We start from the raw sequence: 26,963 nt of genomic DNA, 5'->3' as shown, positions 1-26,963 counted from the left end.
CGTCGCCGGGAACCTACCCCCGCGGCGCCCCAACCCCACCATGCGCGACCGTCACCTGCGCAGGCGCCAGCGGAATCTCCACCTCGACCGTCGTCCCTTCGCCGAGCGTCGTCGCGATCCGCAGCGTGCCGCCGACGAGATACGCGCGCTCGCGTAACCCGACCAGCCCGAACGATCCCGACTTGCGCGGCACGCCGGGATCGAACCCCGCGCCGTCGTCGCGAATCGTCAGCTCGATCGCGTTGCTCGCATGCACGAGTTCGACTGTCGCATGCGACGCGGCCGCGTGCCGCGCGACGTTCGCGAGCGCTTCCTGCGCGATGCGAAACACCGCCGTCGCGTAAGGCTCGTCGAGCTGCAGCTCGGGAGGCTCGACGTGCAGCGTGCACTCGATACCGTGACGGTGCCGGAAATCCTCCACGAGCCACTGCATCGCCGCGGCGAAGCCGAGATCGTCGAGCATCAGCGGGCGCAGGTCCGACGCGATGCGGCGCGTCGCGGCCACCGCGCCGCGCGCCAGCGCGTGCATCGCCGCGATCTTGCGCGCCAGCTGCGCATCGTCCTGCGGCACGCGGTCGATCAGCCATTCGAGATCGTTCTTCAGCGTCGCGAGCGTCTGCGCGAGTTCGTCGTGCAGCTCGCGTGCGATGCGGCGCTGCTCGGCTTCGCGTGCGCTCGCGCTGATCGCGGCGATCTCGCGCAGCTCCTCGCGCGACGCCTGCAGCGCCCGCTCGGCACGCACGCGGTCCTCGACTTCGCGTCGCAGGTCGCGGTTGGACGCGCTCAGTTGCGCGGTGCGCGCGGCGACGCGTTGTTCGAGCCGTTCGTTCGCGTCGTTCAGCTGCGCGCTCTTCTGCGCGACGAGCAGATGCTGGTAGCGCGCGCCGGCCAGCGCGCGCACCGTCTGCGCATGCAGCCGGCCGTTCTCGAACAGCATCGCGAACAGCACGACGCCGGACGCGACGAGGCCGTACGCGCGCCCCGCGTAGAAGCCGAGGTCGTAGCGCCCGTGATTCAGCATCGACGACAGCGCGATGTCGAACAGCCACGCGACGAGCACCGTCATCACCCACAGGTCGAGCACGGAATGGCGCCGCCGCCGCCGCCACATCAGCATCAGCGCGACCAGGTTCAGCCCCCAGACGATCGTGATCGCGTTCGTCATCGTCGCGGCCATCCGGTTGCCGTTCATGATGCGCGGCAGCAGGTCGTGGCCGGCCGTCGCGAGCAGCGCGAGCGCGACCGTCGCGCCGACCGCGGCCGCGATGCACAGCACGACGGGAATCGCCGCGCGGCGCTGCGGGGCCGGAATCGGGCCCGGCGCACGCGACTTCGCGCGCAGCAGCGCGTAAGTGGCGACCGCCAGCGGAAAGCCGCCGTGCCAGAACAGGTATAGCCAGGCGGTGGTCTGGTCGCCGCCGCCGAGCAGGCCGGTCGGTGCGAACAGTCCGGGAAAGGTCAGCATGTGGGTGCCGGCCATGAAACCCGTGAACAGGTAGCCGCCCGCGAGCACGAGCAGCGGCCGCTGGCGCAGGATCGCGTACTGGCCGAGCAGCAGGCCGGCGGTCACCATGTCGTTGACGACGATCGCCGACTGGTACACGGGAATGAACGCCCAGCCCGGCGCAAGCGGCCTGCCCGCGAACGGTGCAAGCGCGGCGAAGATCACGGCGGAGATGAGGACGGTCGCGAGCGCGAGCCGCCGCTCGCGCCGGCCCGGCGGCAGCGACGACATGAACAGGCGCGACGCGTCCGGGTCGTCGTCGTCCGCGGGCGAGGGCCGGGATGAGGGCGGGAAGCGGAAGGCGGCGGTCATGCGTCGCCGCCGGGGTCGAGTTCGTGGCGCACCGCGTAGCGGACCAGCGCGGCTTCGTGCGGCAGCTCCATCTTCTCGAGGATCCGGGTCTTGTAGGTGCTGACCGTCTTTGCGCTGAGCGCGAGTTCGGTCGCGATCTGCGTGACGGTCTGGCCGGCGACGATGCGGCGCATCACGTCGAGCTCGCGCGCGGACAGCCGTTCGTGCGGCAGCGCGGCGGCCGGCGTGCGCAGCGTGAGCGCGAGGCTCTCGGCCGCCGACGGGCTCACGTAGACGCCGCCCGCGGCCACCTTGCCGACCGCCTCGACGAGCTCGGCGGTCGCGCTGTCCTTCGTCAGGTAGCCGGTCGCGCCGGCCTTGAACGCGCGCGCCGCGTACTGCGCCTCCGCATGCATCGTCAGCACCAGCGTGCGCAGCGACGGCGCGTGGCGTTTCACCAGCCGGATCAGCTCGATGCCGGTCGGCGCGGGCATCGACAGGTCGAGCAGCAGCACGTCGGCGGCACCGCGCTCGACCAGCGCAAGCGTGGCCGAGCCGTCGCTCGCCTCGCCGACGATTTCGAAACCGCCGGCCGTTTCCAGGATGTAACGCAGTCCGTCCCGCATGACTGCGTGATCGTCAGCCAGAATTACCCTGATCATCTAGCGATCCTCTTCGGGATGACGCCGCGCCCTGCTGTCCGGGTGTCGCCGCGGCTGTTCTTCTGATCAATATATTCCGCCGAATCCGAAAACGGTACACATCCGGGAAATTTTCGAGATAGCCGAACGTGGAATGTGTACTGAAACGAAACAATCCCAGGGAAAAGGCAGGCGGCGGAGCCGGCGGAAATAAGGGTATTCCCTGATTATTATTGAGACGGTGAAGAGGCGGCGCGTCGTGTCGCGCGCTACCCCGCGAACCGTTCCGATTCGGGACTAAACTGGTGCCCGATGCCACTACAACCCCCCGAGGAGCCCCGCGATGATCGATCTTGCCGATATCCTGCCGTCCGCACTGCCCGCTGCCGTTGCATGGGCGGAAGCCGAGGCGGCGCGCGGGATCGCGCAGGGGGCGCCGCTGACGTCCGAGCAAGCCGACGACGCGCGCACGGTGGGCGTCGCGCAGCCCGAGCGGATCCGCGTGGTGATCGTCGACCGCATGCCGTTCCCCGAGGTGCCGTCGCTGGCCGCGATCGCCCGCGACTCGGGGCTCCTGGCGCCGGGGACGATCGGGCTCACGCTTGGCCATGCGGTGTACGTGCTGCGCGGGCAGGACACGCGCCGCCTGCTGACCCACGAATTCCGCCACGTGCATCAGTACGAGGCTGCCGGCTCGATCGGCGCGTTTCTCGTGCGCTATCTGCAGGAGATCGCGACGGTCGGCTACCACGACGCGCCGCTCGAGGCCGACGCGCGGCAGCACGAGTTCGATTGACCCGCCCCGCCGGCGCGACCGCGCGCACCGCCCGATGAATATTCCCCATGCCATCACCGGCCCGGTGTCCGCACACCGGGTCGCTCCGCCGAGGCGCGTGCGATGAGCGATACGATCCACGCGTGGATCGGCGCGATCGGCGCACATCCGCTGCTCGTGCTCGCGATCGTGTTCATGGCGGCCTGCGCCGAGGCGATCGCGCTGATCGGCACGGTCGTGCCGGCCGGCGCCGTGATGTTCGCGGCCGGTGCGCTGATCGGCGCGGGTGCGCTCGACGCCTGGACGACCATCGGTGTCGCGGCGGTCGGCGCCGTGATCGGCGACGGGATCAGCTATGAACTCGGGCGGCACTACCGCGGCGTGATCCGCAACGCATGGGCGCGCTTCGGCTATGCGGCCGCCTTCGCGCGCGGCGAGGAGTTCGTGCTGCGCCATGGCATGAAGAGCATCGTGCTTGCGCGTTTTCTTGCGCCGGTGCGCGCGGTCGTGCCGGTCGTGGTCGGCTGCGCGACGCTGCCGCGCCGGTCGTTCTATCCGGTCAACGTCGTCTCGGCGCTCATCTGGGCGCCCGTGCACGTCGCGCCGGGCATCCTGTTCGGCGCGTCGGCCGCGCTGGCCGCGGCGATCAGCGTGCGGGTCGCCGTGATCCTGCTGGTCGTCGCGGCGCTCGTCGCCCTCGTGTGGATCGGCGTGCGCGTCTCGTTGCGGCGCGGCTGGCCGCTGTTGCGCCGTGCGCTCGTCGACGGCTTGCACGCCTGCGCGCGGCGCTGGCCGCGCTTCGGTGCACGGCTGCACGACGCGATTGCATATGTGCGCGGCCTGCCCGGCGCGGTGCCCGTGCTCGCGCTGCTGTTCATCGGCTGCGTGTGGCTGTTCGCGGGCCTCGTGCAGGATGTCGTCGCGAACGATCCGCTGATGCACGCGGACATCGCGCTGTATGCGTTCCTGCAGAACCTGCGCACACCGCCGGTGGACGCCACGATGCGCGCGCTTGCCGTGCTGCACGGGCACGACACGGGGCTGATCGTCGCGGCCGCGTTTCTCGTCTGGCTGATGATCCATCGCTGCTGGCTGACGGCCGCGTGGTGGCTCGTGACGGTCGGCGTCGCCGTCGTGCTCGGGCCGGTGTTCGGCGCGGGCATACCCGGCGCGACGCCCGCGAGCTTGCCGCCCGGTGCGCCGCACGTGCCGCTGCCCGATGCCGAAGCGGCGTTCGCGATTCTCGCGAGCAGCGGCCTCGGCTGGGTGCTCGCGCGCGACCGGCCCGCGCGGTGGCGGATTCCGGTCGTGACGGCGGTGGTGTTGTGGATCGTGCTCGGCGGCTTCGCGCGGCTGTATGTGGGCGACACGTGGCTGTCGGGCCTGCTGGGCGGCTGGAGTCTCGGGCTCGCCTGGTTCGCGTTGCTGGCCGGCGCCTATGCATACTGGCGCATACGCGAGCACGTGCAGCCGAGGGGCGGGCTCGTCGCGGTGACGGTGGTGCTCGCGACGGCCGGCGTATGGACGGTTCCCGCGCAATGGCAGCTCGACCGCGCGGCGCGCCCGCATGTCGGCGACGTGGTCGCGATGACCGTCGACCAGTGGCTGCGCGGCGGGTGGCAGCGCGTGCCGGTGCGGCGCACCGAGATCGGCGGCGACCGCGAGGAATATCTGCCGCTGCAATGGAGTGCGACGTCGGACACGCTCGACCGGCATCTCGCGCAGGCCGGCTGGCAGCGCGCGGCGCCGTGGTCGCCGGCCACCGCGCTGCGCTGGCTGCTGCCGCAGGCGCCGGCCGAGGCGCTGCCGGTGCTGCCGCGCTACACGCACGGCGAAAGCACGCGCCGCGTGTTCGTGCGCGTCGATCCGGGGCAGCCGGAAAGCCGCCTCGTGCTGCGGCTGTGGCGTTATCCGTACGTGCTGCAGGACGCGCTCGGCATGCGGCCGCTGTGGTACGGCGCGCTGTATCGCGAGACGCTGCACCGGCCGGCGCGACTGATGACGATCGTGCGCACGACGACGATCGACGATGCGGCGACGATGGCGAAGGCGCTGTCGGTCGAGCCGGCGATCGAGCATCCGCCGGCGGGGATGGCTAACGCGCCGGCGGAGATGCTGCTGGTGTGGATGGTGCGGCCGTGAGCGGGCGGTGTGCCGCTTATGCGTGCACCGGCTGTGCAGGGACGACGGACAGGCGCAGGCCGACGGTCTTGAGCACCGCGAGCAGGGTTTTCAGTGTCGGGTTGCCGTTTGGGGACAGCGTGCGATACAGCGATTCGCGGCTGATGCCGGCTTCGGCCGCGACGGCGCCGAGCCCGCCGTACGCTTCCGCGACCGTACGCAGCGCGAGCAGGCCGGCCGCGCGGTTGTCGGGATCGTCGAGCGACTCCATCGCGACGCGCAGATAGGCCACCGCGAGTTCGCGGTCGGCGCCGAGTTCGGCGACTTCCGCGTCATGGTGCGATACCGCACCTTTGAGCTTGGTCATGTTTGCCTCCGTTTCCAGTTCGACCAGTGTTCCTTTGCGCGCCTGATGTCGTCGGGTTGACTGCTTTTGTCGCCACCTGAAAGCAACAGCACCAGTGCGCCGCCGTACCGCCCGAAATACACGCGATAGCCGGCGCCGACGTGGACGCGCAGTTCGATCACGCCTTCGCCGACGGGCTCGCAATCGCCGAAGTTGCCTGTCTGCACGCGGCGCAGGCGTTCGCGAATCCGTGCCTGCGCAAGCTTGTCGCGCACGGCGTTCAACCATTCGGTGAAGGGCTCGCGGCCATCGTCGCGCTGGTAGCGAAGAAGTTCGAACTTGGAGAGCATTGTAACTTATAAGCTACAAAAAGGGAGTAGGGTAAATGGCGGGGTCGTGCGAGCTGCCGGGTGGTGCGCGCGGGGCGTGCGCGCATTGCCGAGTCGGGGCGACACACGACACCGCATGCGCGTTGCTGCGCATACGATGCCTTCGAAGTGCGGGATGTCAGGCCGCGAAGCCGGCTTCCCGGACGAAGATCATTCTTTCATCCGGTGCGCAGGGTGACGATTCGGCCGGATGGCCAAAGTCAACGGCCCGGTGACGGGCACGCGAGGTGGGTGGGGTGTCGGGGGGAACAACGTGAACAGCACACCTGTCGGTGCCGGCGCGTCGCGCCTGGCGAGCCGACAGGCCTCCTGACATTACGGCTTCGCCGGCGCGGCAGTCGCGATCTTGTCGAGCGCCGCCGGGATGTACGTGTCGAGCTGCGTGGTGACCGATTCGTAGAAATCGATCGGCTTGCCCCACGCATCGGGCACGTCGACGTGCTTCCCGGACGCATACTCGGCCAGCGTGAACACCTTGCCGGCGGCCGACGGATAGAGCGCGAGCACCTTCTCCTTGTGTTTGTCGGTCATCGTCAGGATTACATCGGAATGCTTGATGTCGTTGGCGTTCAACTGCACCGAACGGTGCGCGGACGTGTCGATGCCGCGGCGCTTCATCAGGATCACGCCGTTTTCTTCGGGCTTTTCGTCATACGGATCTTCGTCGACCGCACGTGAAATCACCGCGATGTGCGCGTGGCGTTGCGCGATCAACTGGCCGGCGATCGCTTCGGCCATCACGCTGCGCCCGGTGTTGCCGGTGTCGACGAACGCGACCTTCTTCGGCTCGTCGGCGAACGCCGACGTCGCGCACTGGATGCCGACGCAACAGAGCAGGGCCAGCGTGTTGAGGGTGTGCCTTCTTTTCATGATGTCTCCGCGAGGGTGGGGAACCCCGGCGGCGCGCCGGGGCCTGCGGGAGATCATGACGGCCGCATGCGACGGAAAAAAATAAACGGCCGGTTTTTGCAAGACGACGTCGCTTCGCGGCAAGCGGGTTCGGTGACGGCGCATGCACCGCGCACCCGACCGGGGAAGCCGCGAACCACGGCCCCGATCGCGGCGCGTGACTGTTTCATCGTCACGTCGTCGTCGCCACCCGTTGCGCCGCAAACCCCGCCAGCGTCCGCAACGCATCCCGCGCCGACCGCAGGTAAAACGCCTGCAGATGAAACACATGCCAGCGCGCCGCATGAACCTCCAGCCGGCACGGCACGCCGCAGGCCTGCGCATGACGGGCCAGCCGCTGCGCATCCGAGAGCAGCACCTCCTGGTCGCCGGCCTGGACGAGCATCGGCGGCAGGCCGCGCAGGTCGGTGTCGAGCGGGCCGCGGGCGGCCACCGAACCGGCGCCGTGATACCAGCGCAGCCCCTGTTCGAGCCAGCCGCGACGGATCATCGGGTCGTCATGCCGGCGCGACGCCAGCGTCGCGCCGCCGAGCGCGGGATCGGTCACGGGCGAAATCAGCAGCAGCGCGGCGGCAGCCGGCTCGCCGCGCTCGCGCAGCGCGATGGCCAGCGCGATGGCCAGCGCACCGCCGGCCGAATCGCCGGCGATCACGATCCGGTGCGGCGCATGGCCCTGCGCACGCATCGCGTCGTAGACGGCCAGCGCATCGTCGAGCGCGGCCGGGCTCGGATGCTCGGGCGCCAGCCGGTAGTCGGGCACCCACACCGGCAGGCCCGCATCATTCGCGAGCCGCGTCGTCACGCCGCGATGCGTATGCGGCCCGCCGAGACAGAATGCACCGCCGTGCAGATAGAGGATCGCGCCGCCCGTGTCGCCGCGTTTCGGCGCCACGACTTCGACCGGCACGCGATGCGCGGACGTGCGGTAGCGCAGCGTGCCGCTTGTGCCCGGCATCAGCGGCGACAGCAGCGCGACGACGCGGCGTTGCATGCGCGCGCCGAACGGCGGCCCGATCAGCGGCCGGAACGCGACGCGCAGGAAGCCGCGCAGCGATGCGGCGGTCAGTGCCTCCAGCCGGCCGGCGGGCGGCGCGACCACCACGTCGCGCGCCGGTGCGGCCGACTCCGGCAACGGATGCGTGAAGCGGTAAGCGCCCATCCCGGTGAAGCGCGTGATCCACCGGTAGGTCAGCGTGAAGCCCGGCCAGTTCGTGCTGTTGTGTCCCGACGCATCGACGTACCAGCTCTTGCAGCTGTTCCACACCGAGCCTTCGAGCCGCTGCTGCACATGCACGTTGAAGCGCCGGTAGCGGCGCGCATCGACGTCGATCTCGCGCGCACCGTCACGCCGCATCGCGCGCAGGCAGCGCATCACGTGCGCGATCTGGCTTTCGAGCATATAGACGATCGAGTTGTGGCCGAGGTTGGTGTTCGGGCCGTACAGCATGAAGAAGTTCGGAAAACCGGGCACCGTGAGCCCGAGATACGCCTGCGCGCCGCGCCGCCATGCGTCGTTCAGGTCGAGCCCGTCGCGGCCCGTGATACGCATCGGCGACAGGAACTCGGTCGCCGCGAACCCCGTGCCGTAGATGATCGCATCGACCGGATGATGCACGCCGTCGACGGTCTCGATGCCGTCCTCCGTCACGCGCCGGATCCGCTGCGTGACGAGTTCGACGTTGTCGCGGCTCATCGCGGCAAGATAGTCGCTCGACAGCAGGATGCGCTTGCAGCCGATCGGGTAGTCGGGCGTGAGCCGCGCACGCAGCGCGGGGTCCGGCACGTCGCGTGCAAGCAGTTGGTGGAACGGCCGGCCGACCGCGACCTTCATCAGCTTGTGCAGACGCGTGAACGCGATCGCGCGCGATTCGTAGCGCAGGTAGATCGATGCGCGATGCAGCTTCATCGCCCACGGCAACCGGCGGAACAGCGCTTTCTCCCACGGGCGGTACGCGCGGTCGGGGCGCGGCATCACATAGGCAGGCGAACGCTGGAATACGACCAGCTGCTTCACGTCGCCCGCGATCGCCGGGACGAACTGGATCGCCGACGCGCCGGTGCCCACGACCGCCACGCGCTTGCCAGCGAGCGAATAGTCGTGATCCCAGTGCGCGGAGTGGAACGCGCGGCCGCGAAACGTGTCGATGCCGGGCAGGTCGGGCATCGCCGGGCGGCTCAGCTGCCCAGTGCCGCTGACGAGCACGGTGGCGCTGAGCGTCGTGCCGTCGGCGAGCGTGACGCGCCACAGCGCGGCGGCTTCGTCGTAGCGGGCGTGCGCGACCTCGGCGCCGAAGCGCAGGTAGCGCGCGAGGCCGTACTTGCGCGCGCAATGCTGCAGGTACGCATGGATTTCGGGCTGCGGCGCGAACACGCGCGACCACGCCGGGTTGGGCTCGAACGAGAACGAGTACAGGTGCGAGGGCACGTCGCAGGCGGCGCCCGGGTAGCGGTTGTCGCGCCACACGCCGCCGACGTCGTGCGAGCGTTCGACGATCGCGAAATCGTGGATGCCGGCGCGTTGCAGTGCGATCGCCATGCCGATGCCGGCGAAGCCGGCGCCGATGATGATTGCCGCAAGCGGGGCGGCGGAGTCGGCGGCGCGAGCGGTATCAGGCGACAACATGGCGGGTTTCCTCGGAGTGGATGGCATCGTGCGCGGCACACGCGGCGGGAACCGTGTCGAGATCCGTCGCTGTCCTGACGGTTTCGCGTTGCGGTTGTGCGGACGTGCGGCACACGCCCCGGATCAGGTCGACGGCCTTTTCGGCGACCATGATCGTCGGTGCGTTGGTATTGCCGCCGATGAGGGTCGGCATCACCGACGCATCGACGATGCGCAGCCCCTGCAGGCCGCGCACGCGCAGTTGCGGGTCGACGACGGCGAGCGCGTCGTGCCCCATCCGGCACGTGCCGACCGGGTGATACACGGTGTCGGTGCGCCGCCGCAGCACGTCGCGGATTTCATCGTCGGTGTTGACGTTCGCGGTGAACAGGTCGCGCGTGGTCCAGCCGGCGAGTGACGGCGCTTCCATCAGCCGTCGTGTGAGGCGGAAGCCCGCAACCATGTCGTCGAGATCGCGCGGATCGTCGAAGAACGCGGGATCGATGCGCGGCGCCGCGAGCGGATCGGCGCTGTTCAGCGTGACCGAGCCGCGGCTGCGCGGCCGCAGCAGGCACACGTGGCACGACAGCCCGTGGCCGGCGTGCAGCTTGCGCGCATGATCGTCGACGAGCGCGACGACGAAGTGCAGCTGGATGTCCGGCGCGTCGAGCTCGGCGCGCGTCTTCAGGAAGCCGCCGCCTTCCGCGAAATTCGACGTCAGCATCCCGCGCCGTTCGCGGCGAAAACGCGCCAGCTCGCGCAGCATGCGCAGGCCGCCGCCCACGGACACGCCCATCGTGTCGACGCTGCGCGTGCGGTAGCCGAAGATGAAATCCGGATGATCCTGCAGGTTGCGGCCGACGCCGGGCAGGTCGGCGTGCACGGCGATGCCCTGTTGCTGGAGTTCGCGGCCCGGGCCGACGCCCGACAGCATCAGCAACTGCGGCGTTTGCAGCGCGCCGGCCGCGAGCACGACTTCACGCCGCGCGCGCAGCGTGCGGACCTCGCCATGCTGCCGCACCTCGACGCCGGTCGCACGCGTGCCGTCGAACAGGATGCGCAGCACCTGCGCATGCGTCTCGACCGTCAGGTTGTCGCGGCGGCCGACGTGCGGCAGCAGGTACGCGCGCGCGGCGCTCCACCGTTCGCCGTGCTTCTGCGTGACCTGGTAGAGGCCGATGCCTTCCTGCTGCGCGCCGTTGAAATCGTCGGTGAGCGGCAGGCCGGCCTGCCGCGCGGCTTCCAGGTAGCGCGCATGGAACGGGTTGCCGGTGCGCAGGTCGCTCACCCACAGCGGGCCGTCGCGGCCGTGCCACGCATCGTCGAAGCGCTCGTTGTGCTCGCTCAGGCGGAAGTACGGCAGCACGTCGTCGTAGCTCCAGCCTTCGTTGCCGAGCGCGGCCCAGCCGTCGTAGTCGACGCGATGGCCGCGGATATAGACCATCGCGTTGATCGCCGACGAACCGCCCAGCACCTTGCCGCGCGGCTGGTAGCCGATGCGCCCGCCGAGGCCCGGCTGCGGCACCGTGTCGAAGGCCCAGTTGTTGATGCGGGTCGGCATCATCGCGACCGCGCCGGTCGGCACGTTGACGAGCGTGCCGTCGCCGCGGCCGCCGGCCTCGAGCACGCAGACGGTCACGGCCGGGTCGTCGGTCAGCCGCCCGGCGACGACGCTGCCGCCCGAACCGCCGCCCACGACGATGTAGTCGAAAGTCTTGCTCATGGATTGGTCCTCTGAGGGTCGATGGATCAAGCGGGGCGCGGCAGCGTGCACGGGCGGCCGGTGTGCGGCAGGCGAGGCGCGAGCGGCGGGGCGGGATCGCTGGCGCATGCGGCAAATTCGTCGTGCCGGCATGCGAAGCGGGCTGCGGGATCGGTCGGGCGACTCGGTCGCATGGTGTCTCCTCCGGAGGGCGATGGCGTCGTTCGGATGACGACTGGATGACGCCGATGGTGCTGGCCGCATGGGAAAACACCAATGCTGCTTCGGGACAATTGTTTTAGTATTTGGGCCAAATCGGCGCTTCGAGGGTTTCTCCGCATGAGCTTCTGGGATTTCACCCGGAGTCCGGCCAGCGCCCGGCTGCTGGTCGATTTCGGCGACGAACGCGGCGTGCCGCACACGACGCTGCTGGCCGGCACGGGCCTCGCGGACGCGCAGCTCGACGATCCAAAGGTCGAGGTGACGGCCGCGCAGGAACTGCGGCTGACCGGCAACCTGCTGCGCGCGCTCGGGCGCGCGCCGGGCCTCGGGTTCGAGGTCGGCCAGCGCTATCACTTCTCCGCGTACGGGGTGTGGGGCTACGGGCTGATCGCCAGCGCGAGCGCACGCGACGCGCTCGCGCTGGCGCTGCGCTTCCTGCCGCTCACCTATGCGTTCACGGTGATCACGTACCGCGAGGAAGGCGGCTCGTGCGTGCTCAATTTCGGCGCGCCGGAACTCGATGGCACGCTGAGCCGGTTCCTGGTCGAGCGCGACATGGCGGCCGCGGCCGTGCTGCTGCAGGAAATCGGCGACGACACATTCGCATTGTCGCGCTTCACGGTGCAGGCGGCGCGCACGCCGACCACGCCGGTGCCACGCATCGCCGGCATCGAGCCCGCGTTCTCGGCGCGCGCGAACAGCCTCGCTTTCGACCGCGCGTTTCTCGACCGGCTGCTGCCGCACGCGAATCCGCTGACGGTGTCGATGTGCGAGCAGATGTGCGGCCAGCTGCTCGAAGCGCGGCGTGCGCGCGTGGGCACGTCGGAGATGGTGCGCCAGTACCTGAGCGCGACGCCCGGCCCCGCGCCGTTCTCGCTCGAGGACATGGCGCGGCTGATGAACACGAGCCCGCGCACGCTCAAGCGCCGGCTGCAGGAGGAGGGCACGACGTTCCGCGCACTGCTCGCGCAGGCGCGCGGCGCGATGGCCGAGACGCTGCTCGGCGACGCGCGCCTGTCGCTCGCGGAAGTGGCGGAGCGGCTCGGCTTCAGCGACCTGTCGAGTTTCTCGCAGGCGTTCAAGCGCTGGTACGGCGTGCCGCCGGGCGCGTATCGCAGCGCGGCGCAACGGGACGGCAGCCGTTCCTGAATCACGGTACGATCGCTGGCATGCCTGCCGACATTCCCATCACGAGAGACTTCGCATGATCACGATTCGCCCGATGACCGACGACGATTTCCCGCGCTTCTGGCCGACCTATCGCGCGATCGTCGCCGCTCAGGAAACCTATGCATTCGATGCGGCGCCGACACAGGAAGCGGCGCGCGCACTGTGGCTCGATGCGCCGCTGTGCACGTGGATCGCCGAAGAGGGCGGCGTGGTCCTGGGCTCGTACTACCTGAAGGCGAACGCCGGTGGCCCCGGCAATCACGTGAGCAACTGCGGCTACATGGTGAGCGAGGCCGCGCGTGGCCGCGGCGTCGCGCGCCTGATGTGCGAGCACTCGCAGCAGGTCGCACGCGAGCGCGGTTTCCTCGCGATGCAGTTCAACTCGGTGGTGTCGACCAACGAAGTGGCGGTCGCACTGTGGCAGAAGCTGGGATTTGAAATCGTCGGCCGCCTGCCGCGGGCGTACCGTCACGCGCGGCTCGGCTTCGTCGACAGCCTCGTGATGTACAAGTGGCTCGGCGACACGGCGGCCGCCGAAGCCTGAGCACGCAGCCGCTTCGTCAGACGGCGAACGCGCCGTCGAACACGATCCGGTCGTCGAGCGCGAGCGTGCCGCGCGCGAAGATCAGGTCGAGATGGTGGCTGCCGTTTTCGCCGCCGCCGAGCCCGAGGTGCAGGCCCGGATGGCGTTCCTCGAATCCCGCGTTGCGGCCGTACAGCCCGCGAATCCCGAGGTTCGTGCCGATGCCGAATTCCTCGATCCGCCGGTGATTCGGATGCCGGTCGAGATAGGTCGAGAAATCGCGCCGGAAACCTTCGTTGTCGGTGTCGAACCCGACGATCGTGCTGTTCTCGACCTGCAGCGTGGCCAGTTGCTCGGCCACCTTGTACTTGATCGCGAACGGCACGGTGCCGAGAAACGTGCCGCTGAAGACGACCGAGCCGTTGAGGTCGGTGACGTGCGTTGCGATCTCGCCGGGCACGACGTCGAGGTTGCCCATGCCGTCCACGCTCGTCCATTTCTGGTCCGGCGCGAGCGAGCCTGTCAGCGTGTTGCCGGCTTCGTCGATGAAGCGGATCCGCGATGCGTGTGCGGCCGCGTCGATCAGCCGGCCGTTGCGTGCCGCGATGTCGTCGAGCGATTCGGCGAATGCCTCGTCGAGATGCGGGCCGTAATCCTTGAACAGGACCGACTTGCTCCAGTGCTCAACGATCGCGGGGCGGATCGCGGCGAGGAACGGCGGCCCGCTTGGCGACGGCGTCGGCAGGCACGACGAGTCGTACAGCAGCACGAACAGATCGGCGCGATCGAGCGCGGCGGCGATATCGGCGGGTGGGGTGCTTTCGAGGCAGAGGGTGGTCGCGTCGAGCGAATCGGGCAGGGCGGAAAACGCACGCAATGCGATGTCGCGGTTGCGGGTGTCATGGCCGACCAGCAGTTTTCCCGACTCGCCGCGCGCGAGCTTGTCGCGCAGCGCGGGGTGGAAGCCCAGCGCGCGATGCAGGTTCAGCATGCGTGTCTCCGGAAGCGGCGGAAGGGCCGCAGCCCTTCCGCGAGAACGGGTGGCCCGCTCAGACCGGCCAGAGCGCGGTGCCGAACGGCACCACGGCGTCCTCGACCATCATGTCGACGGCCTCGGGGTGCGTGTCTTCCTGCATCCAGTCAAGCAATTCGATCTGCTGGGTGTCCTGCATGTCAATTCTCCTGTGGTGAACATGAGTGATTCAACATGAAAGCGCGGCTAAAAAGTTGCCACTCCTCATCACACATTTCGTGAATGCGCGACGAGTGGCGTTGATATTAGTCTGACGAATTTGCGAATGCAATGCGTTGCAAGGATTTTAGCCGGGGCGTGCTAAACACGGGGGATTTACGGGGCGCGTGCGATAAAACAAAAATAAAGTGAATGACGGATTCAACGTCATTTTTTCAATGACCGGAATCTCATGCGCTGCATTGCATTCGGCGATTTTTCATCGGAAATTCGATCGCTGAGACCGATGGTGTTCTCGGCGACCATGCCTGCGCGCGAACGCGTCGCCGCTCATCGGCGGCGCGTCAGCGGCCCGCTGCCCGTGTCAACCGAGCAGCGCCTTGCCGAGCGGCTTGGCCGGCTCGGATCGCAGCACGAGTGACGTCGTGACCGCGCCGAAGCGGGCGATCGCATCGATGATGGTTTCCAGTTGTCCCGGCGTCGGCACCAGGACCTTCAGCAGGAAGCAATCCTCGCCGGTCATCCGGTGGACCTCGATGACGTGCGGCATCTCCGCGAACGCACGCAGCGCGGGCTTGATGTGTTCGTGCGTCGTCTTCAACCGGATGATGGCCATCATCCCCAGCCCCAGCGCGGCCGGGTCGATCCGTGCAACGTAGCCCGCGATGATGCCGCGCTCTTCCAGCCGCTTGACGCGCTCCGACGTAGCCGGCTGCGACAGGCCGATGCGGCGGCCCACTTCTGACAGCGGCATCCGTGCATTGTCCTGCAGCGCCTCGAGGATCGACAGATCCAGGCGATCGAGCTCTCCGTTCGACATGTCCGCTTTCCCGCTCCGTTAATTCATCGGCATATTGTCTCAATATCCGATGATTTGCCATTCCCGGCCGGTTTCCGGCAAGCCAGACTGCGAGCTCGCTCATTCATGGAGATGGAGATGGACCAGACGATCGTGATCGTGCCGGGGATCGGCAACTCGGGACCGGATCATTGGCAGAGCCACTGGGAGGCCGCGCTGCCGGGCGCCGTGCGCATGGCGCCGGCGTCATGGGATGCGCCCGACCTGCGCGACTGGATGGCGGCGCTCGATGAAGCCGTTGCGCAAGCCGCGACGCCGCCGGTGGTGATCTGTCATTCGCTGGGGTGCCTGCTGTTCGCGCACTGGCGGGCGGCGTCGACGCGCGTCGTGCGCGCTGCGTGGCTCGTGGCGGTGCCCGATCCGGGCGGCCCGCGTTTTCCGGTTGCGGCCCGTGCGTTCGCGGATGTGCCGGAGGGCGATTTCGCCAGCTTTCCGGTGCTGGCGATCGCCAGCTCGGATGACGGGTACGACCCGGCCGGGCGCGGCATTGCATGGGCGCAAGCGCGCGGCGCGACGCCGTTGCTGCTCGGCCCGCGCGGCCATCTGAATACGGAAGCGGGATTGGCGGAATGGCCCGAGGGACGCGCGTTGTTCACGGCTTTCATGGCGGGATTGCGGGGGTAGCGCGGGCAGGCAGCCGACGTACTTTCGCGATGGCTTGCGGCGGGCGATGCATGGACGATCCGGCTGCCGCGGCGGGGCTCCTGTCGACAACGCATGCCGGCCCGCGACGGCTCAAGTATGATCTGCATGCGCGTCAAACCTCGTCCTTCAGGGCGGGGAAGGATAGCGCGGACGTCGTAGGCGTCCTTTCGGGCGGCTAGCGGGGCGTTTTCTGTTGGTCGATGTCTTTGCGAACGATTTCGACAGGCGCTCCGCCACAACTTCCGGCAAAGTAAGACAGAGACCCCAGCGCGCCGTCCCACGCCTTTTTCCGAATGCTCGAGTAGCACTTGAAAGACGTAATAGCGACCGCGTCGAAAGGCTTGACTCGCTCTTGTGGGCCAGACATACAATCGTCCGATGCGACGACTCCAGGCCTTCAAGTTCGAACTGATGCCGAACGGCGAGCAGCAGCGCGATATGCGCCGCTTCGCCGGATCGTGCCGGTTCGTTTACAACAAGGCACTGGCGTTGCAGAAGGAGAACTACGAGGCGGGCGGCAAGTTCATTGGCTACGTAGCAATGGCCAAGCATCTGACGGAGTGGCGTAACGGAGGCGAAACGCCATGGCTCAAGGACGCCCCCGTTCACCCGTTGCAACACGCCCTCAAGGATATGGAGCGGGCCTACAAGAACTTCTTCGCCAAGCGAGCGGCGTTTCCGAAGTTCAAGAAGCGCGGCCAGCGCGACAGTTTTCGCTACCCGGACCCCAAGCAATTCAAGCTCGACCAGCCCAATGGGCGCATTTTCCTGCCCAAGCTGGGCTGGATGCGGCTGAGGCTGTCGCGTCCCGTGCTTGGCGAACTGCGCAACGCAACGGTCAGCTTCAACGCGGGCAAGTGGTGGGTCTCGATCCAGACCGAGCGGGAGGTCGAGCAGCCGGTGCCCCATGCCACCAGCGTGATCGGCATCGATGTGGGCATTGCCCGCTTCGCCACGATGAGCGACGGCACGTTTCTCACACCGCTCAACAGTTTCAAGAAACATGAGGCTCGTCTGCGTCGATGCCAACGTGCGATGAGCCGCAAGGTCAAGTTCAGCAATAACTGGATAAAAGCTAGGGCCAGAGTCCAGCGCATCCATGCGCGCATCGCCAATGCTCGCCGCGACTACCTGCACAAGGCCACGACCACGATCAGCAAAAACCACGCGATGGTGTGTATCGAGGACTTGCAGGTTCGGAATATGTCCAGGTCGGCGGCGGGCAGCACCGATGCGCCTGGCAAGAACGTTCGGGCCAAGTCCGGTCTGAATAAGGCCATCCTCGACCAAGGGTGGTTCGAGTTCAGGCGGCAGTTGGAATACAAGCTGGCCTGGAACGGCGGCTGGCTCGTGGCGGTTCCGCCCGCGAATACAAGCCGGACGTGTCCAGCTTGTGGATACGTGAGTGCGGATAACCGGACCACGCAGGAAAAATTCGCCTGTGTCGAATGCAGTTACGAGGAGAACGCCGATGTCGTCGGCGCTCTGAACATTCTGGCGCGGGGACACCGCGTCGCAGCCTGTGGAGAGACGGTGCAGTCGGGCCGCTCAATGAAGCAGGAACCCGCCGAGGCGATCTGAGATAAGTATTGTCGTTTCAGACGCGGTAGGAATCGCCCGTCATCAGACGGGGGAGGATGTCAACGTCCGACAGAATCGGAAGCCTCGACAGTCGGGATTGCCGCGTGCGGAACACCGGTTCCGCCGTCACGACTGGCCGCGGCTTCGAACGACCAAGGAGACATGCGATGCGCGCAGCGCCGCAACCGGAGCAGCCCGGCCCGTCGCGGCCGGACACCGGCGCGACCAGCCCCTTCCCGGAACGTGACCCCGAACGCATCGCCGCGTGGCGGCTCGCGATCTGCCTGTCGCTCGGCAGCGCGATCGCGCTCGGCCTCGCGCGCTTTTCGTATGCGCTGCTGCTGCCGCCGATGAAGGCCGATCTCGGCTGGACGTTCGCGCAGGCCGGCGCGCTGAACACGGCGAACGCGGCCGGCTACCTGGTCGGCGCACTCGCGTTTCCGTGGCTGTCGCGGCGCTGGCGAGCAGGCTCGCTGCTGGCGGCCGGATGCGTGTTGACCGCGTTGCTGATGGCCGCGTGCGGGCTCACGTCCGGCATGCATGCGCTGCTCGTGCAGCGGCTCGCGACCGGTGTCGGCAGCGCGCTGATCTTCATCAGCGGCGGCGTGCTGGCCGCGCGGCTCGCGTCGGCGTCGCCGCGTGATGCGGGCTTGCTGCTCGGGCTCTACTACGGCGGCACGGGATGGGGCATCGTCGCATCGTCATTGCTCGTGCCGGCGACGCTCTCACACGGCGTACACGGCTGGCAACCCGCGTGGTTCGCGCTCGCCTTCGCGTGCGTGCTGTTCTCGGCGGTGGCCGTGTCGGCCGCGCGCCGCATCGAGCGCATGCACGCGGCACCGACTGCGCCGCGCGGCGAAGCGACGGCGGCCGCGACCGCGAGCCCCGCGCGCTTCGCGCTCGCGCTGGCCGGCTACGGCCTGTTCGGCGTCGGTTACATCGGCTACATGACGTTCATCGTCGCGCTGCTGCGCGGCGCGGGGATGAGCGGCACGGTGGTCGCCGCGTTCTACGTGATGCTCGGTGTCGCGACCGTCGTGTCGGCGCGGCTGTGGTCGGGGCTGCTCGACCGGATGCGCGGCGGCCAGGCGCTCGCCGTGCTCAACGCGCTGCTCGGCATCGCGACGCTGATGCCGGCGATGTTCGTGCATCCGGTGGCCGCGTTCGCGTCGGGCGTGCTGTTCGGCGCGACGTTCCTGTCGGCCGTCGCATCGACGACGGCCTTCGTGCGCCACAACCTGCCGCCGGACGGCTGGGCGAAGGGGATCAGCGCGTTCACGACGGTCTTCGCGTTCGGGCAGATCGCCGGGCCGGTCGCGATCGGCTGGGTGTCGGACAGTGCCGGGCTCGCGCGCGGGCTCGTGTATTCGGCGCTGACGCTGTTCGCGGGCGCCGCGCTCGCGGCCGGGCAGCGCGCATTGCGAGCCGCCGCGTAATCACGCGCGACACGCGCCATTCACCGCACGCACGCCGTGCGTGACACGCGATGGAATGCACGGCTGAAGTAGATCAGGCTGTCGCCGTCATCGCGCACGCGGATCGACGTCGCCTGGATGAACATCACCGAATGCGAGCCGACTTCCTTCATGTCGGCGATCGTGCCCTGCAGGCTCGCGAGCGCGTCGCGCAGCACGGGTACGTCCTGCTCGCCGCGATCCCACACCGGCAGATCGAAGCGCCGTTCCATCGACAGGTCGGTGAGCCCCGCGAAATGCCGCGCGAGTTGCTCGTGTTCGGCCGGCAGCACGTTGATGCAGACGTGGCGGTTGCGTTCGAACGTCGCACGCATCGCGCTCGACCGGTTGAGGCACACGAGCAGCGTCGGCGGCGTGTCGGTGACGGAGCACACGGCGCTCGCGGTGATGCCGCAGCGGCCGTGCGGCCCGGCTGTGGTGATCACGTTGACGGCCGCGCCGAGGTGGGCCATCGCTTGCCTGAAGGCCTTCTGCGCGTCGGTCGGCTCGACGCGTGCCGGTCGCTGGATATCGGTCGTGGAAGACATGGGCGCTCCTGATTGGACGAACGCGGCGATCGCGTGGCACTGCCGGTGCAGCGCCGGATCGCCGACGATGACCCAAGCGTACGACGCGAAAATGCCGGCGACCATTCGCACGATTGACGATGGAGATGGCGTTCTCGCCAACGCATCTAAAGGTTCTACCTAGATGTGCGCCGCACCGCGTGAAAAAAAGCGGGATTGCATGTTCATGCGGCACGTGAAGGGGTTTTCAGCGGGTTTTCGGCTCGTTATGATGTGCCGCACACCCCCAGCGAACGACGCGCGCGACGAGCCGGAACCGGCCCCGTATGCGGCGCGTGCGATACCGATACCGATATTCAGTGAGACACCCGCGATGACGTCACCCGCACCGATCGTATACATCGTCGACGACGACAACGGCATGCGGACGTCGCTCGCGTGGCTGCTCGAATCGGTCGGCATCGCGTCCGAAGGGTTCGCGAACGCCACCGATTTTCTCGCGCGCTTCGACGTGAACCTCCCTGCGTGCCTGGTGCTCGACGTGCGGATGCCCGAGAAGAGCGGCTTCGACGTGCAGGCCGAGCTCAACGCGCGCGGCGCGACGCTGCCGGTGATCTTCGTCAGCGGGCACGGCGATATCCCGATGTCCGTGCGTGCGCTGCAGAACGGCGCGATCGATTTCGTCGAGAAGCCGTACAACTCGCAGCAGATGCTCGAGCGCGTGCAACGCGCGCTGCGGCTCGCGCAGCAGCGGCATGCGGTGAGCCAGCGTCACCGCGAGCTGCGCCAGCGGCTCGATGCGCTGACCGCGCGCGAGAAGGAAGTGCTGCGCGGCGTGGTGGACGGCAAGGGCAGCAAGCAGATCGCGTCGGATCTGTCGATCAGCGTGAAGACCGTCGACGTGCATCGCGCGAGCATCAAGGAGAAGCTCGGCGCGACGTCGATCGCCGCGCTCGTGCGCGATGTGATGGTCGTGTGGGGCGACGACGGGGAGTCGTCGCGATAGGGCCATGCCGGGGTTCGGCGAGGCGCCGCGTGCAGTGCTCGGTACTTGGCGCTCAGCGCATGTACAACCCGCCGTTGATGTCCCAGCACGCGCCGTTCGCGAAATGCGCGTCGCCCGACGCGAGCAGCACGGCCGTATCCGCCACGAAACCGGCCGAGCCGAGCTTGCCGCCCGGCAGGCTCGCGAGCACCTGGCGCAGCTTCTCCGGTGCGACGCTTTCATACACGATCGGCAAGTCGAGCGGGCCCGGCGAGATCGCGTTGACGGTCACGCCCTGCGCGGCGAGATCGCGCGCGAACACCTTGGTCAGCGTCAGCGTGCCGCCTTTCGCGGCCGCGTAGTGCGCGCCCGTCGCCGAGCCGCCGTTCTGCCCGGCGAGCGACGCGATGTTGACGATACGGCCCGCGCCGCGTTCCGCGAAGTACTGGCCGAACACCTGGCAGCCGAACAGCACGCTGCGCAGGTTCACGTCGATCACCTGGTCGAACTGCTCGGCCGTGATCTCCATCGCGGGCACGACCTTCGATGCGCCCGCATTGTTCACGAGCACGTCGATCCTGCCCCAGCGCGCGACGAGCGCATCGCGCGCGGCTTCGAAATCGCGTTTCGACGTGACGTCGAGCGGCAGCGCGATCGCGCGTTCGCCGCTCGGGTCGAGTTCGCGTGCATGCGCCTGAATGGCGTCGGCGGCGATATCGGCCAGCGCGACGCGGTAGCCGGCCGCATGAAAACGTTCGGCGATGACGGCGCCGAGCCCGCGCGCGGCGCCGGTGACGAGGACGACTCGGTCTGACATGGTGTGTGATTCCGTGGTTCGCGAGCGCGCATCCATCGATGTCGCGCCCGCATCGTGGTTCATGCGGCGATTGCCGTTTCGAAGTGTGCAGCAATCGCACAGACGTGTTCGTCCGCGCCCTTGCGCCCGACGATCTGCAGGCCGGCCTTCAGCGGCGAACCGGCGAGCGGCAGCGGCAGGCTGAGCGCCGGATGGCCGCTCAGGTTGAACGGCCGGATCAGCGACGACATCGCGATCACCGATACGCCATCGCGCGCCTGCTGCAGCGTGATCGGCAGCGCGGGCAGCGTCGGCAGCACGAGCACGTCCGCGTGTTCGAGCGCGGCGTCGACCTGTGCGGTGAAGCGTGCGCGTACGGCTTCGGCTTCTTTCAATGCCGCGGGCGTAGTCGTTGCGGCTGCACGCAATCGCGCATCGAGGTCGGCGCCGAGCTTGCCGGTTTCGACGAGATGGCCGAACGCGCGCGACGTTTCCGCGTTGATCACGGTGAGCCCGGCGGCGAACGACGCCCGCATGTCGTCGAGCACGACGGCGTGCGAGCGCAGGCCCGATGCGCGTACGGCCGCGTCGAGCGCGGCGGCGATGGCCGGGTCGGCGTCGACCGTGACGTGCGCGACCGTGCAGCCTGCCACGGAGGCCGCGGCTTGCGCACGATCGAAGCCTGGCGCGATCGCGGCCATCACCGCAACCAGCGTGCGGATATCGCGTGCGAACGGCCCGACGCAATCGAGCGTGGTGTCGGCGGGCGCGACCCCGCGCCGCGACACGCGGCCGAACGTCGGCTTCAGCCCGGCCACGCCGCAGCAGGCCGCCGGCCCGCGAATCGAGCCGCCCGTGTCGGTGCCGAGCGCCGCATCGACCGTGCCGAGCCCGACGAGCGAAGCGGAACCGCTCGACGAGCCGCCCGGAATGCGCGTCGCGTCCTGCGGATTGACGGGCGTGCCCGTGTAGTCGTTGATGCCGGTCATGCCGAATGCGAGCTCGTGCATGTTCGCCTTGCCGGCGATCTGCCAGCCCGCGTCGAGCAGCAGGCGGACGACGTCCGCGTGTTGCGTGGCCGGCGGTGCGTCGGCGAGCGCACGGCTCGCCGCGCGGGTCGGATGGCCCGCGATGTCGATCGTGTCCTTGATCGCGATCGTGTGGCCGGGGCCGCCGAGCGTGAAGGTGTCGATGAAGCCTGTCATGGTCGGTATCGTGAGCAAGCGGTGAAAAGGAGCAGGAATCAGGGCCGTGGCGCGGCGAGCGGCCAGGGGCCGTCGAGCACGCGCTCGGTGCGGAAATGGCGGATCAGCCACGCAGAGCCGTTGCCGGCCGGCGCGAAATCGACGGTCAGCCGCGCGGCGATCAACTCGGCCGAGCCGTCCGCGTAGCGCGACGCCTGCAGCATGATCCAGCGGCCGCGCGCGCTCGTGTTGCCGGCGCCGATCTCGATCGACTCCGACGTCAGGAAGTGCAGGTTCGCCGAGAAGTGCGGATCGGGCGGCAGGTAGCGGCCCAGCATCGCGACGATTGCGGCCGTGCCTTCGAGGCGACCGAACTTTTGCGCATACTGCGGGCCGATGCCTTCCCACACGGCATCGGGCGTGAACAGCCCGGCGAGCGACGGGCCGTCGCCGGCATCCTCGGGCACGTCGCACAGCGCCATGTAGCGCGTGATCGTCGCGCGCACCGCGCGCTCGGCGTCGAGCGCCGCCACGCGCTGCGCGAGCGCATCGATCAGGCCGGGGGACAGGTCGGTCATCGCGTGCCTCACGCCGCGGGCTTCGCGGCCGGCGGCACCGTCAGCGCACGGCCGACGCGCGCCTCGATCTTGCCGTAGCGCCACAGGTTGTATTCGCCGACCGGCGTCGTGCGATACAGGTTGCACACGGCGACCGTCGTGTCGAAGTCGGCGACGTCGGCCATGATGTAGAAGGTCCACGGCGCGCCGTCGGCCTGGCCGACCACGAGGCGGTCGTCGTCCATCACGCCGAGCACGCGCACGCCGGGCATCGCTTCGACGGCGGCGAGCATCGCGCCGTACGCCTGCCACACTTCGCCGATCTTCTCGCGCGGCAGGTCGAAGAAGTTTTGCGACACGCCGCAGCAGAACAGGACGCGCAACGGCAGCGGATTCGAATCGGACATATCAGGTTCTCCAGAGGAATCGGTGGGGCGCATGAACCGGCCGGCGACGGCGCTTCGGCTTCATGCGCGTTCAAAACAATTCGGTCGATGCCGGTTACAGATAGCCGGGGAACGGCGCGACACCGGTGAACACCGCGCCGGCGCCGTCGAAGTTGCCTTCGCCGAGAAACGCGTGCTGCGTGACGACCATGGCATCGCGCAGCAGCCGCTGCAGCGGGTGCGTGCGATAGATCGCCGCCGTGCCGCCGAGCCGGTATGCGCGTTCGACGACGCTCGCGCCTTCGCGCGCGATCTGCGTGGCCGCGAGCCGCAGCAGGCTGACCTGGTCGGGCGTCACCGGGTTGCCGGCGAGGATCGATTGCCATACGCCGTCGGTCGCGTCGTAGAAGAACGCGCGCGCCGAGCGCAGTTGCGCTTCGGCCTTCGCGAGTTCGATGCGGTAGTACGCGCGATCGGCGAGGCGCGGTGCGCCGGTCGTTGTCTGCCGGCCACCCGACATCCGGTTCACGACGTCGAGCGCCGCGCGCGCGAGGCCGAGGTTCACGACGGCCAGCACCTGCGCCGCATACGCGACGGTCGGATAGCGGTACAGCGGCTCGTCGACGGTCGGCTCGCCGCCGCGCACGAAGGTCCACACTTCAGGCACGAAGCGGTCGTCCACGCGCAGGTCGTGGCTGCCGGTGCCCTGCATGCCGACGACGCTCCAGTTCTCGACGATCTCGACGTCGGCCGCGCGGAACACGGCCGTGCGCGGCTTGTTCGGCGCGGCGTCCTGCGCGCCCGGCACGGCGATGCCGACGCCGAGCCAGTCGGCCCCCTTGCAGCCGCTCGCGAACTTCCACGTGCCGTTCACGCGCCAGCCGCCCGGCGCGGGCTGGGCCGGCTGCACCGGGAACAAACCGCCCGCGAACACCTGATCGGGGCCGCTCGCATACAGCTCGGCCTGGGTGTCGAGCGGCAGCGCAGCGAGATACACGTTCGCGGAGCCGAAGCTCGCGACCCATGCGGCCGAGCCGTCGGCGGTCGCGATCCGCTCGATCATGTCGAGGAACGCGGTCGGCGCGAGCGCATCGCCGCCGAACCGGCGCGGCGTGCCCGCGCGATAGATGCCGGCCTGCTTGAACAGCGCGATCACGTCGCGCGGCACGTGTGACAGGCGCTCGAATTCCTCGCGGCGCGCGGCGACCGTCTCGATCACGGCGTCGAGCGGCGACAGCCGGGCGGCCGGTTCGCTGGCCGCGTGGGGAGCGCTCGGTGCGGTGTCGAGGGCGAGGGCGGCGTGGGGCATGGCTGTCTCCTGGGGCGGATGGGGGTTCGAATGCGGGGTGGTCACGACGATGCAACCAGTCTAGAAACGCCGAAAACACGCAGCAATTGGGACGACAAGCCGTGCGACTGGTGACGTTCCGTGCCGCACTAAAGAAATCTTCAGATGCGGGCGGCGCGTGCCGGTGCTATGTTGGGTTTCCGGCCGCGCGACGCCGCGCGACCTCATCCGAAGCCGATCATGAGTTTCCCCGACGAAGACGATTTCCACCGGCTGCTCGACGCGCTGACGACCTGCGTGCTGCTGCACGATGCGCACACCAAGGCGATCGTGTGGGCGAACCGCGCCGCGTGCATCGCGCTCGGTTTTTCCGTCGAGGAACTGCTGCCGCTGAAGGCGCCGGACATGACGCGTCCCGAACCGAAATACCAGCGCGAGATCGCGGTGAGCGCGTGGGATCGCGCGCTCGTCGACGGGCCGCAGGTGTACGAGTGGTGCTACCGGTCGCGCACGGGCGTCGACATGTTGTCCGAGGCGACCGCCACCTACGTGCCGCTGCGCGGGCGCGACGTCGTGATGGTGCAGTTCCGCGACATCAGCGCGGAAGAGGCGGTGCGCCAGCAGTTGCGCCGCTACGAGGCGCGGCTGCGCGAATTCATGCAGGACCTCGACGAAGGCATCGCGGTCGTCACGCCGCACGGCGGCGTGCAGTTCATCAGCGAGTCGGGCCGCCGCGTGCTCGGCCTCGCACCCGACGAAGCGCTCGGCGAGGTGCTCGACTACTGCTCCGAGGCCGACCGCGACCGGCTCGTCGCGCAGTTGCGCGATGCGCCGTCCGCGTATCCGTCCGCGCCGCAGCGCTACCGGATCGTGCGGCGCGACGGCTCGTCGTGCTGGCTGCGCATCCTGTGCCGGCAAGTCGAGATCGAGGACGATCTCGTCGGGCTGCTCGTGCAGTTCCGCGACGTGAGCGACGAAGTCGCGATCGAGGACGCGCGCCGCGCGGAAGCACGCATGCTCGAACACGCGGGCCGTTACAACGCGATGGGCGAGATGGCGAGCGTGATCGCGCACGAGTTGAGCCAGCCGCTCGCGGCCGTGCGCAATTTCATCGAAGGCGCGGTGCAGCGGCTGAACGCGCGCGGCGCGATCGACGACGCGATCTGGGGGCTGCGCAGCGCGGACCGGCAGGCCGAGCATGCGGCGCTGATCATCAAGAGCGTGCGCGAGTTCATCGTGAAGCGCGAACCGGTCGTCGCGCTCGCCGACTTGCGCGACATCCTCGCGGACGTCGCGTATTTCATCGAGCTGCGCGCGAAGGAAGCCGGCGTGACGGTCACGATCGTTCAGGCCGACGCGCCGCTGCCTATCCGCTGCGAGCGCGTGCTGATCGGGCAGGTGATCCTGAATCTCGCGTTCAACGCGATCGAGGCGTTCGCCGGTTGCGAGCGGGTGTCGCGCACGCTGACGCTCGGCACTGCGAACGTCGACGGGCATGCCGAGCTGCGCGCGATCGACAACGGCCCGGGTATCGCGGCCGATGCGCACGATCGGCTGTTCGACGGCTTCTCGTCGTCGAAGGCCGGTGGGAACGGAATCGGGCTGTCGCTGTGCAAGAGCATCGTGACGCGCCACGGCGGCCGGATCGCTGCCAGCCCGGCCGATGGCGGCGGGCTCGACTGCCGCGTGACGCTGCCGCTCGCCGGGACGAAGGCTCGGGCGGGCACATCGTCGCCGGGGAATGCTTGATGCCGCGGCCGCCCGGCGGCCGTCGTGCATGAGCGGGCAGGCACGCGCGCAGCGCATGATCAGCGCCCGAGCGCCCGTGCGGTTTGCCCGCCGATGCCGAAATCGGTGTTCGGGATGTCCTTGATCATCACGCGGGTGGCTTGCAGCGGCGCATCGAGCACGCTGGCGCTTGTCTCCGACAGCGCGGCGATCAGCGCACGCTTCTGTTCGTCGGTGCGGCCGGCGATCAGGATCGCGACGATCACGGGCAGCGACGGCGGCGCACCGTCCGCGGCGCTGCGGCCGCCGAGGCCGATGTGCGTCGCGGGCAATTCGGTCAGCAGCACGCGCACCGATTCGATCGGTGCGCCGATCGAATCGACGGTCGCACCGGTCAGCCGTGCGATCAGTTCGGCCTTGCGGGCGCCGTCATGGCCGGCCGGCAGGAAAACTTCGAGTGTGGGCATGGTCGTCCGGAAAGGTGAAGGTGACCGGCTCACCGTTGCGTTGGCGACGGGCGAACCGGTGGTCACTTAAAGGTGAAGGTGGCCGGCTCACCGTTGCGTTGGCGACGGGCGAACCGGCG

General features: G+C 68.8%; 26 protein-coding genes and 1 pseudogene. 9 read left to right on the top strand and 18 right to left on the bottom strand.

What is annotated here, in order from left to right; genetic code table 11:
- Nucleotides 1-13: 13 nt before the first annotated feature.
- Both CFB45_RS27425 and CFB45_RS27420 read right to left on the bottom strand, forming a co-directional pair.
- A complete protein-coding gene (locus CFB45_RS27425) occupies nt 14-1,816 on the bottom strand; it encodes a sensor histidine kinase (protein WP_089428239.1) in 1,803 nt (600 codons plus the stop codon).
- Nucleotides 1,813-2,457: a response regulator gene (locus tag CFB45_RS27420; RefSeq protein WP_089428238.1), complete on the bottom strand. Its 645-nt coding sequence runs from the start codon at nt 2,455-2,457 to the stop codon at nt 1,813-1,815. Before CFB45_RS27420 ends, CFB45_RS27425 begins: the two co-directional genes overlap by 4 nt.
- Nucleotides 2,458-2,779: 322 nt before the next feature.
- Here CFB45_RS27420 and CFB45_RS27410 point away from each other — a divergent pair, with 322 nt between their 5' ends.
- Both CFB45_RS27410 and CFB45_RS27405 read left to right on the top strand, forming a co-directional pair.
- Nucleotides 2,780-3,232, top strand: a complete 453-nt coding sequence (locus CFB45_RS27410; RefSeq protein ID WP_089428236.1) for a hypothetical protein — start codon at nt 2,780-2,782, stop codon at nt 3,230-3,232.
- Between the two features lie 102 nt (nt 3,233-3,334).
- Nucleotides 3,335-5,353, top strand: a complete 2,019-nt coding sequence (locus CFB45_RS27405) for a VTT domain-containing protein (protein ID WP_089428235.1) — start codon at nt 3,335-3,337, stop codon at nt 5,351-5,353.
- A 16-nt stretch (nt 5,354-5,369) separates the two neighbouring features.
- Here CFB45_RS27405 and CFB45_RS27400 read toward each other — a convergent pair whose 3' ends face one another.
- The 5 genes from CFB45_RS27400 to CFB45_RS27380 form a co-directional block, all read right to left on the bottom strand.
- A complete protein-coding gene (locus tag CFB45_RS27400; RefSeq protein WP_039354565.1) occupies nt 5,370-5,699 on the bottom strand; it encodes a helix-turn-helix domain-containing transcriptional regulator in 330 nt (109 codons plus the stop codon).
- Nucleotides 5,696-6,028 (bottom strand): type II toxin-antitoxin system RelE/ParE family toxin, encoded by a 333-nt coding sequence (locus tag CFB45_RS27395; protein WP_048020341.1) that lies wholly within the window; start codon nt 6,026-6,028, stop codon nt 5,696-5,698. The genes CFB45_RS27400 and CFB45_RS27395 overlap by 4 nt, the downstream gene beginning before the upstream one ends.
- 354 nt (nt 6,029-6,382) lie before the next feature.
- The gene (locus tag CFB45_RS27390) at nt 6,383-6,937 is read right to left on the bottom strand and encodes an arsenate reductase/protein-tyrosine-phosphatase family protein (protein WP_089428234.1); all 555 of its coding nucleotides are present in this window, start codon (nt 6,935-6,937) and stop codon (nt 6,383-6,385) included.
- A 211-nt stretch (nt 6,938-7,148) separates the two neighbouring features.
- Nucleotides 7,149-9,599, bottom strand: coding sequence for a flavin-containing monooxygenase (locus tag CFB45_RS27385; RefSeq protein WP_089428233.1), 2,451 nt, complete (start codon nt 9,597-9,599; stop codon nt 7,149-7,151).
- Nucleotides 9,586-11,301, bottom strand: coding sequence for a GMC family oxidoreductase (locus CFB45_RS27380; protein ID WP_089428232.1), 1,716 nt, complete (start codon nt 11,299-11,301; stop codon nt 9,586-9,588). The genes CFB45_RS27385 and CFB45_RS27380 overlap by 14 nt, the downstream gene beginning before the upstream one ends.
- 318 nt (nt 11,302-11,619) lie before the next feature.
- Here CFB45_RS27380 and CFB45_RS27375 point away from each other — a divergent pair, with 318 nt between their 5' ends.
- Together CFB45_RS27375 and CFB45_RS27370 are read left to right on the top strand one after the other, a co-directional pair.
- Nucleotides 11,620-12,651, top strand: coding sequence for an AraC family transcriptional regulator (locus CFB45_RS27375; protein WP_089428231.1), 1,032 nt, complete (start codon nt 11,620-11,622; stop codon nt 12,649-12,651).
- A gap of 55 nt (nt 12,652-12,706) precedes the next feature.
- Nucleotides 12,707-13,216 carry a GNAT family N-acetyltransferase gene (locus tag CFB45_RS27370; protein ID WP_089428230.1) on the top strand — a complete coding sequence of 170 codons (510 nt, stop codon included), beginning with the start codon at nt 12,707-12,709 and terminating at the stop codon, nt 13,214-13,216.
- 16 nt (nt 13,217-13,232) lie between these two features.
- Here CFB45_RS27370 and CFB45_RS27365 read toward each other — a convergent pair whose 3' ends face one another.
- From CFB45_RS27365 to CFB45_RS27360, 3 genes are all read right to left on the bottom strand, one after another.
- Nucleotides 13,233-14,186 carry a leucyl aminopeptidase gene (locus CFB45_RS27365; RefSeq protein ID WP_089428229.1) on the bottom strand — a complete coding sequence of 318 codons (954 nt, stop codon included), beginning with the start codon at nt 14,184-14,186 and terminating at the stop codon, nt 13,233-13,235.
- Nucleotides 14,187-14,244: 58 nt separating this feature from the next.
- Nucleotides 14,245-14,367, bottom strand: a complete 123-nt coding sequence (locus CFB45_RS39595) for a hypothetical protein (RefSeq protein ID WP_006766865.1) — start codon at nt 14,365-14,367, stop codon at nt 14,245-14,247.
- A gap of 384 nt (nt 14,368-14,751) precedes the next feature.
- The gene (locus CFB45_RS27360) at nt 14,752-15,207 is read right to left on the bottom strand and encodes an Lrp/AsnC family transcriptional regulator (protein ID WP_089428228.1); all 456 of its coding nucleotides are present in this window, start codon (nt 15,205-15,207) and stop codon (nt 14,752-14,754) included.
- Between the two features lie 117 nt (nt 15,208-15,324).
- Between CFB45_RS27360 and CFB45_RS27355 the strand changes: the two genes are divergently transcribed.
- Nucleotides 15,325-15,870 (top strand): RBBP9/YdeN family alpha/beta hydrolase, encoded by a 546-nt coding sequence (locus CFB45_RS27355; RefSeq protein ID WP_089428227.1) that lies wholly within the window; start codon nt 15,325-15,327, stop codon nt 15,868-15,870.
- A 196-nt stretch (nt 15,871-16,066) separates the two neighbouring features.
- On the opposite strand, the pseudogene CFB45_RS39590 reads toward CFB45_RS27355, so the two are convergent.
- Nucleotides 16,067-16,186: pseudogene (locus tag CFB45_RS39590) on the bottom strand (IS200/IS605 family transposase); the annotation flags it as partial.
- 83 nt (nt 16,187-16,269) lie between these two features.
- Between CFB45_RS39590 and CFB45_RS27350 the strand changes: the two are divergent.
- Together CFB45_RS27350 and CFB45_RS27345 are read left to right on the top strand one after the other, a co-directional pair.
- The gene (locus CFB45_RS27350) at nt 16,270-17,472 is read left to right on the top strand and encodes an RNA-guided endonuclease InsQ/TnpB family protein (protein WP_089428226.1); all 1,203 of its coding nucleotides are present in this window, start codon (nt 16,270-16,272) and stop codon (nt 17,470-17,472) included.
- 167 nt (nt 17,473-17,639) lie between these two features.
- Nucleotides 17,640-18,908, top strand: a complete 1,269-nt coding sequence (locus tag CFB45_RS27345; RefSeq protein ID WP_089428225.1) for a YbfB/YjiJ family MFS transporter — start codon at nt 17,640-17,642, stop codon at nt 18,906-18,908.
- Between the two features lie 20 nt (nt 18,909-18,928).
- Here the strand turns inward: CFB45_RS27345 and hpaC are convergent, their stop codons facing one another.
- Nucleotides 18,929-19,474 carry a 4-hydroxyphenylacetate 3-monooxygenase, reductase component gene (hpaC, locus tag CFB45_RS27340; RefSeq protein WP_089429169.1) on the bottom strand — a complete coding sequence of 182 codons (546 nt, stop codon included), beginning with the start codon at nt 19,472-19,474 and terminating at the stop codon, nt 18,929-18,931.
- 352 nt (nt 19,475-19,826) lie between these two features.
- Between hpaC and CFB45_RS27335 the strand changes: the two genes are divergently transcribed.
- Complete coding sequence (locus CFB45_RS27335) at nt 19,827-20,459, top strand: response regulator transcription factor (RefSeq protein ID WP_043178278.1); 633 nt, start codon at nt 19,827-19,829, stop codon at nt 20,457-20,459.
- 52 nt (nt 20,460-20,511) lie between these two features.
- Here the strand turns inward: CFB45_RS27335 and CFB45_RS27330 are convergent, their stop codons facing one another.
- From CFB45_RS27330 to CFB45_RS27310, 5 genes are all read right to left on the bottom strand, one after another.
- Nucleotides 20,512-21,255 (bottom strand): SDR family NAD(P)-dependent oxidoreductase, encoded by a 744-nt coding sequence (locus tag CFB45_RS27330; RefSeq protein WP_089429168.1) that lies wholly within the window; start codon nt 21,253-21,255, stop codon nt 20,512-20,514.
- A 59-nt stretch (nt 21,256-21,314) separates the two neighbouring features.
- On the bottom strand, nt 21,315-22,439 hold the full coding sequence (locus CFB45_RS27325; protein WP_089428224.1) for an amidase: 1,125 nt from the start codon (nt 22,437-22,439) through the stop codon (nt 21,315-21,317).
- A 38-nt stretch (nt 22,440-22,477) separates the two neighbouring features.
- Nucleotides 22,478-22,996, bottom strand: a complete 519-nt coding sequence (locus tag CFB45_RS27320; RefSeq protein WP_089428223.1) for a nuclear transport factor 2 family protein — start codon at nt 22,994-22,996, stop codon at nt 22,478-22,480.
- Between the two features lie 8 nt (nt 22,997-23,004).
- A complete protein-coding gene (locus CFB45_RS27315; protein WP_011356094.1) occupies nt 23,005-23,382 on the bottom strand; it encodes a hypothetical protein in 378 nt (125 codons plus the stop codon).
- A 94-nt stretch (nt 23,383-23,476) separates the two neighbouring features.
- Nucleotides 23,477-24,670, bottom strand: coding sequence for an acyl-CoA dehydrogenase family protein (locus CFB45_RS27310; RefSeq protein ID WP_089428222.1), 1,194 nt, complete (start codon nt 24,668-24,670; stop codon nt 23,477-23,479).
- Nucleotides 24,671-24,814: 144 nt separating this feature from the next.
- On the opposite strand from CFB45_RS27310, the gene CFB45_RS27305 reads away from it, so the two are divergent.
- Entirely contained in the window at nt 24,815-26,398 is a 1,584-nt protein-coding gene (locus CFB45_RS27305; protein ID WP_089428221.1) for a sensor histidine kinase, read from the top strand.
- A gap of 59 nt (nt 26,399-26,457) precedes the next feature.
- Here the strand turns inward: CFB45_RS27305 and CFB45_RS27300 are convergent, their stop codons facing one another.
- A complete protein-coding gene (locus tag CFB45_RS27300; RefSeq protein ID WP_089428220.1) occupies nt 26,458-26,844 on the bottom strand; it encodes a tautomerase family protein in 387 nt (128 codons plus the stop codon).
- Nucleotides 26,845-26,963: the final 119 nt, after the last annotated feature.

Origin of the sequence: Burkholderia sp. HI2500, from assembly GCF_002223055.1 — a bacterium.
Lineage (GTDB): Bacteria > Pseudomonadota > Gammaproteobacteria > Burkholderiales > Burkholderiaceae > Burkholderia.
This window is presented reverse-complemented; position numbering and strand designations above follow the sequence as displayed.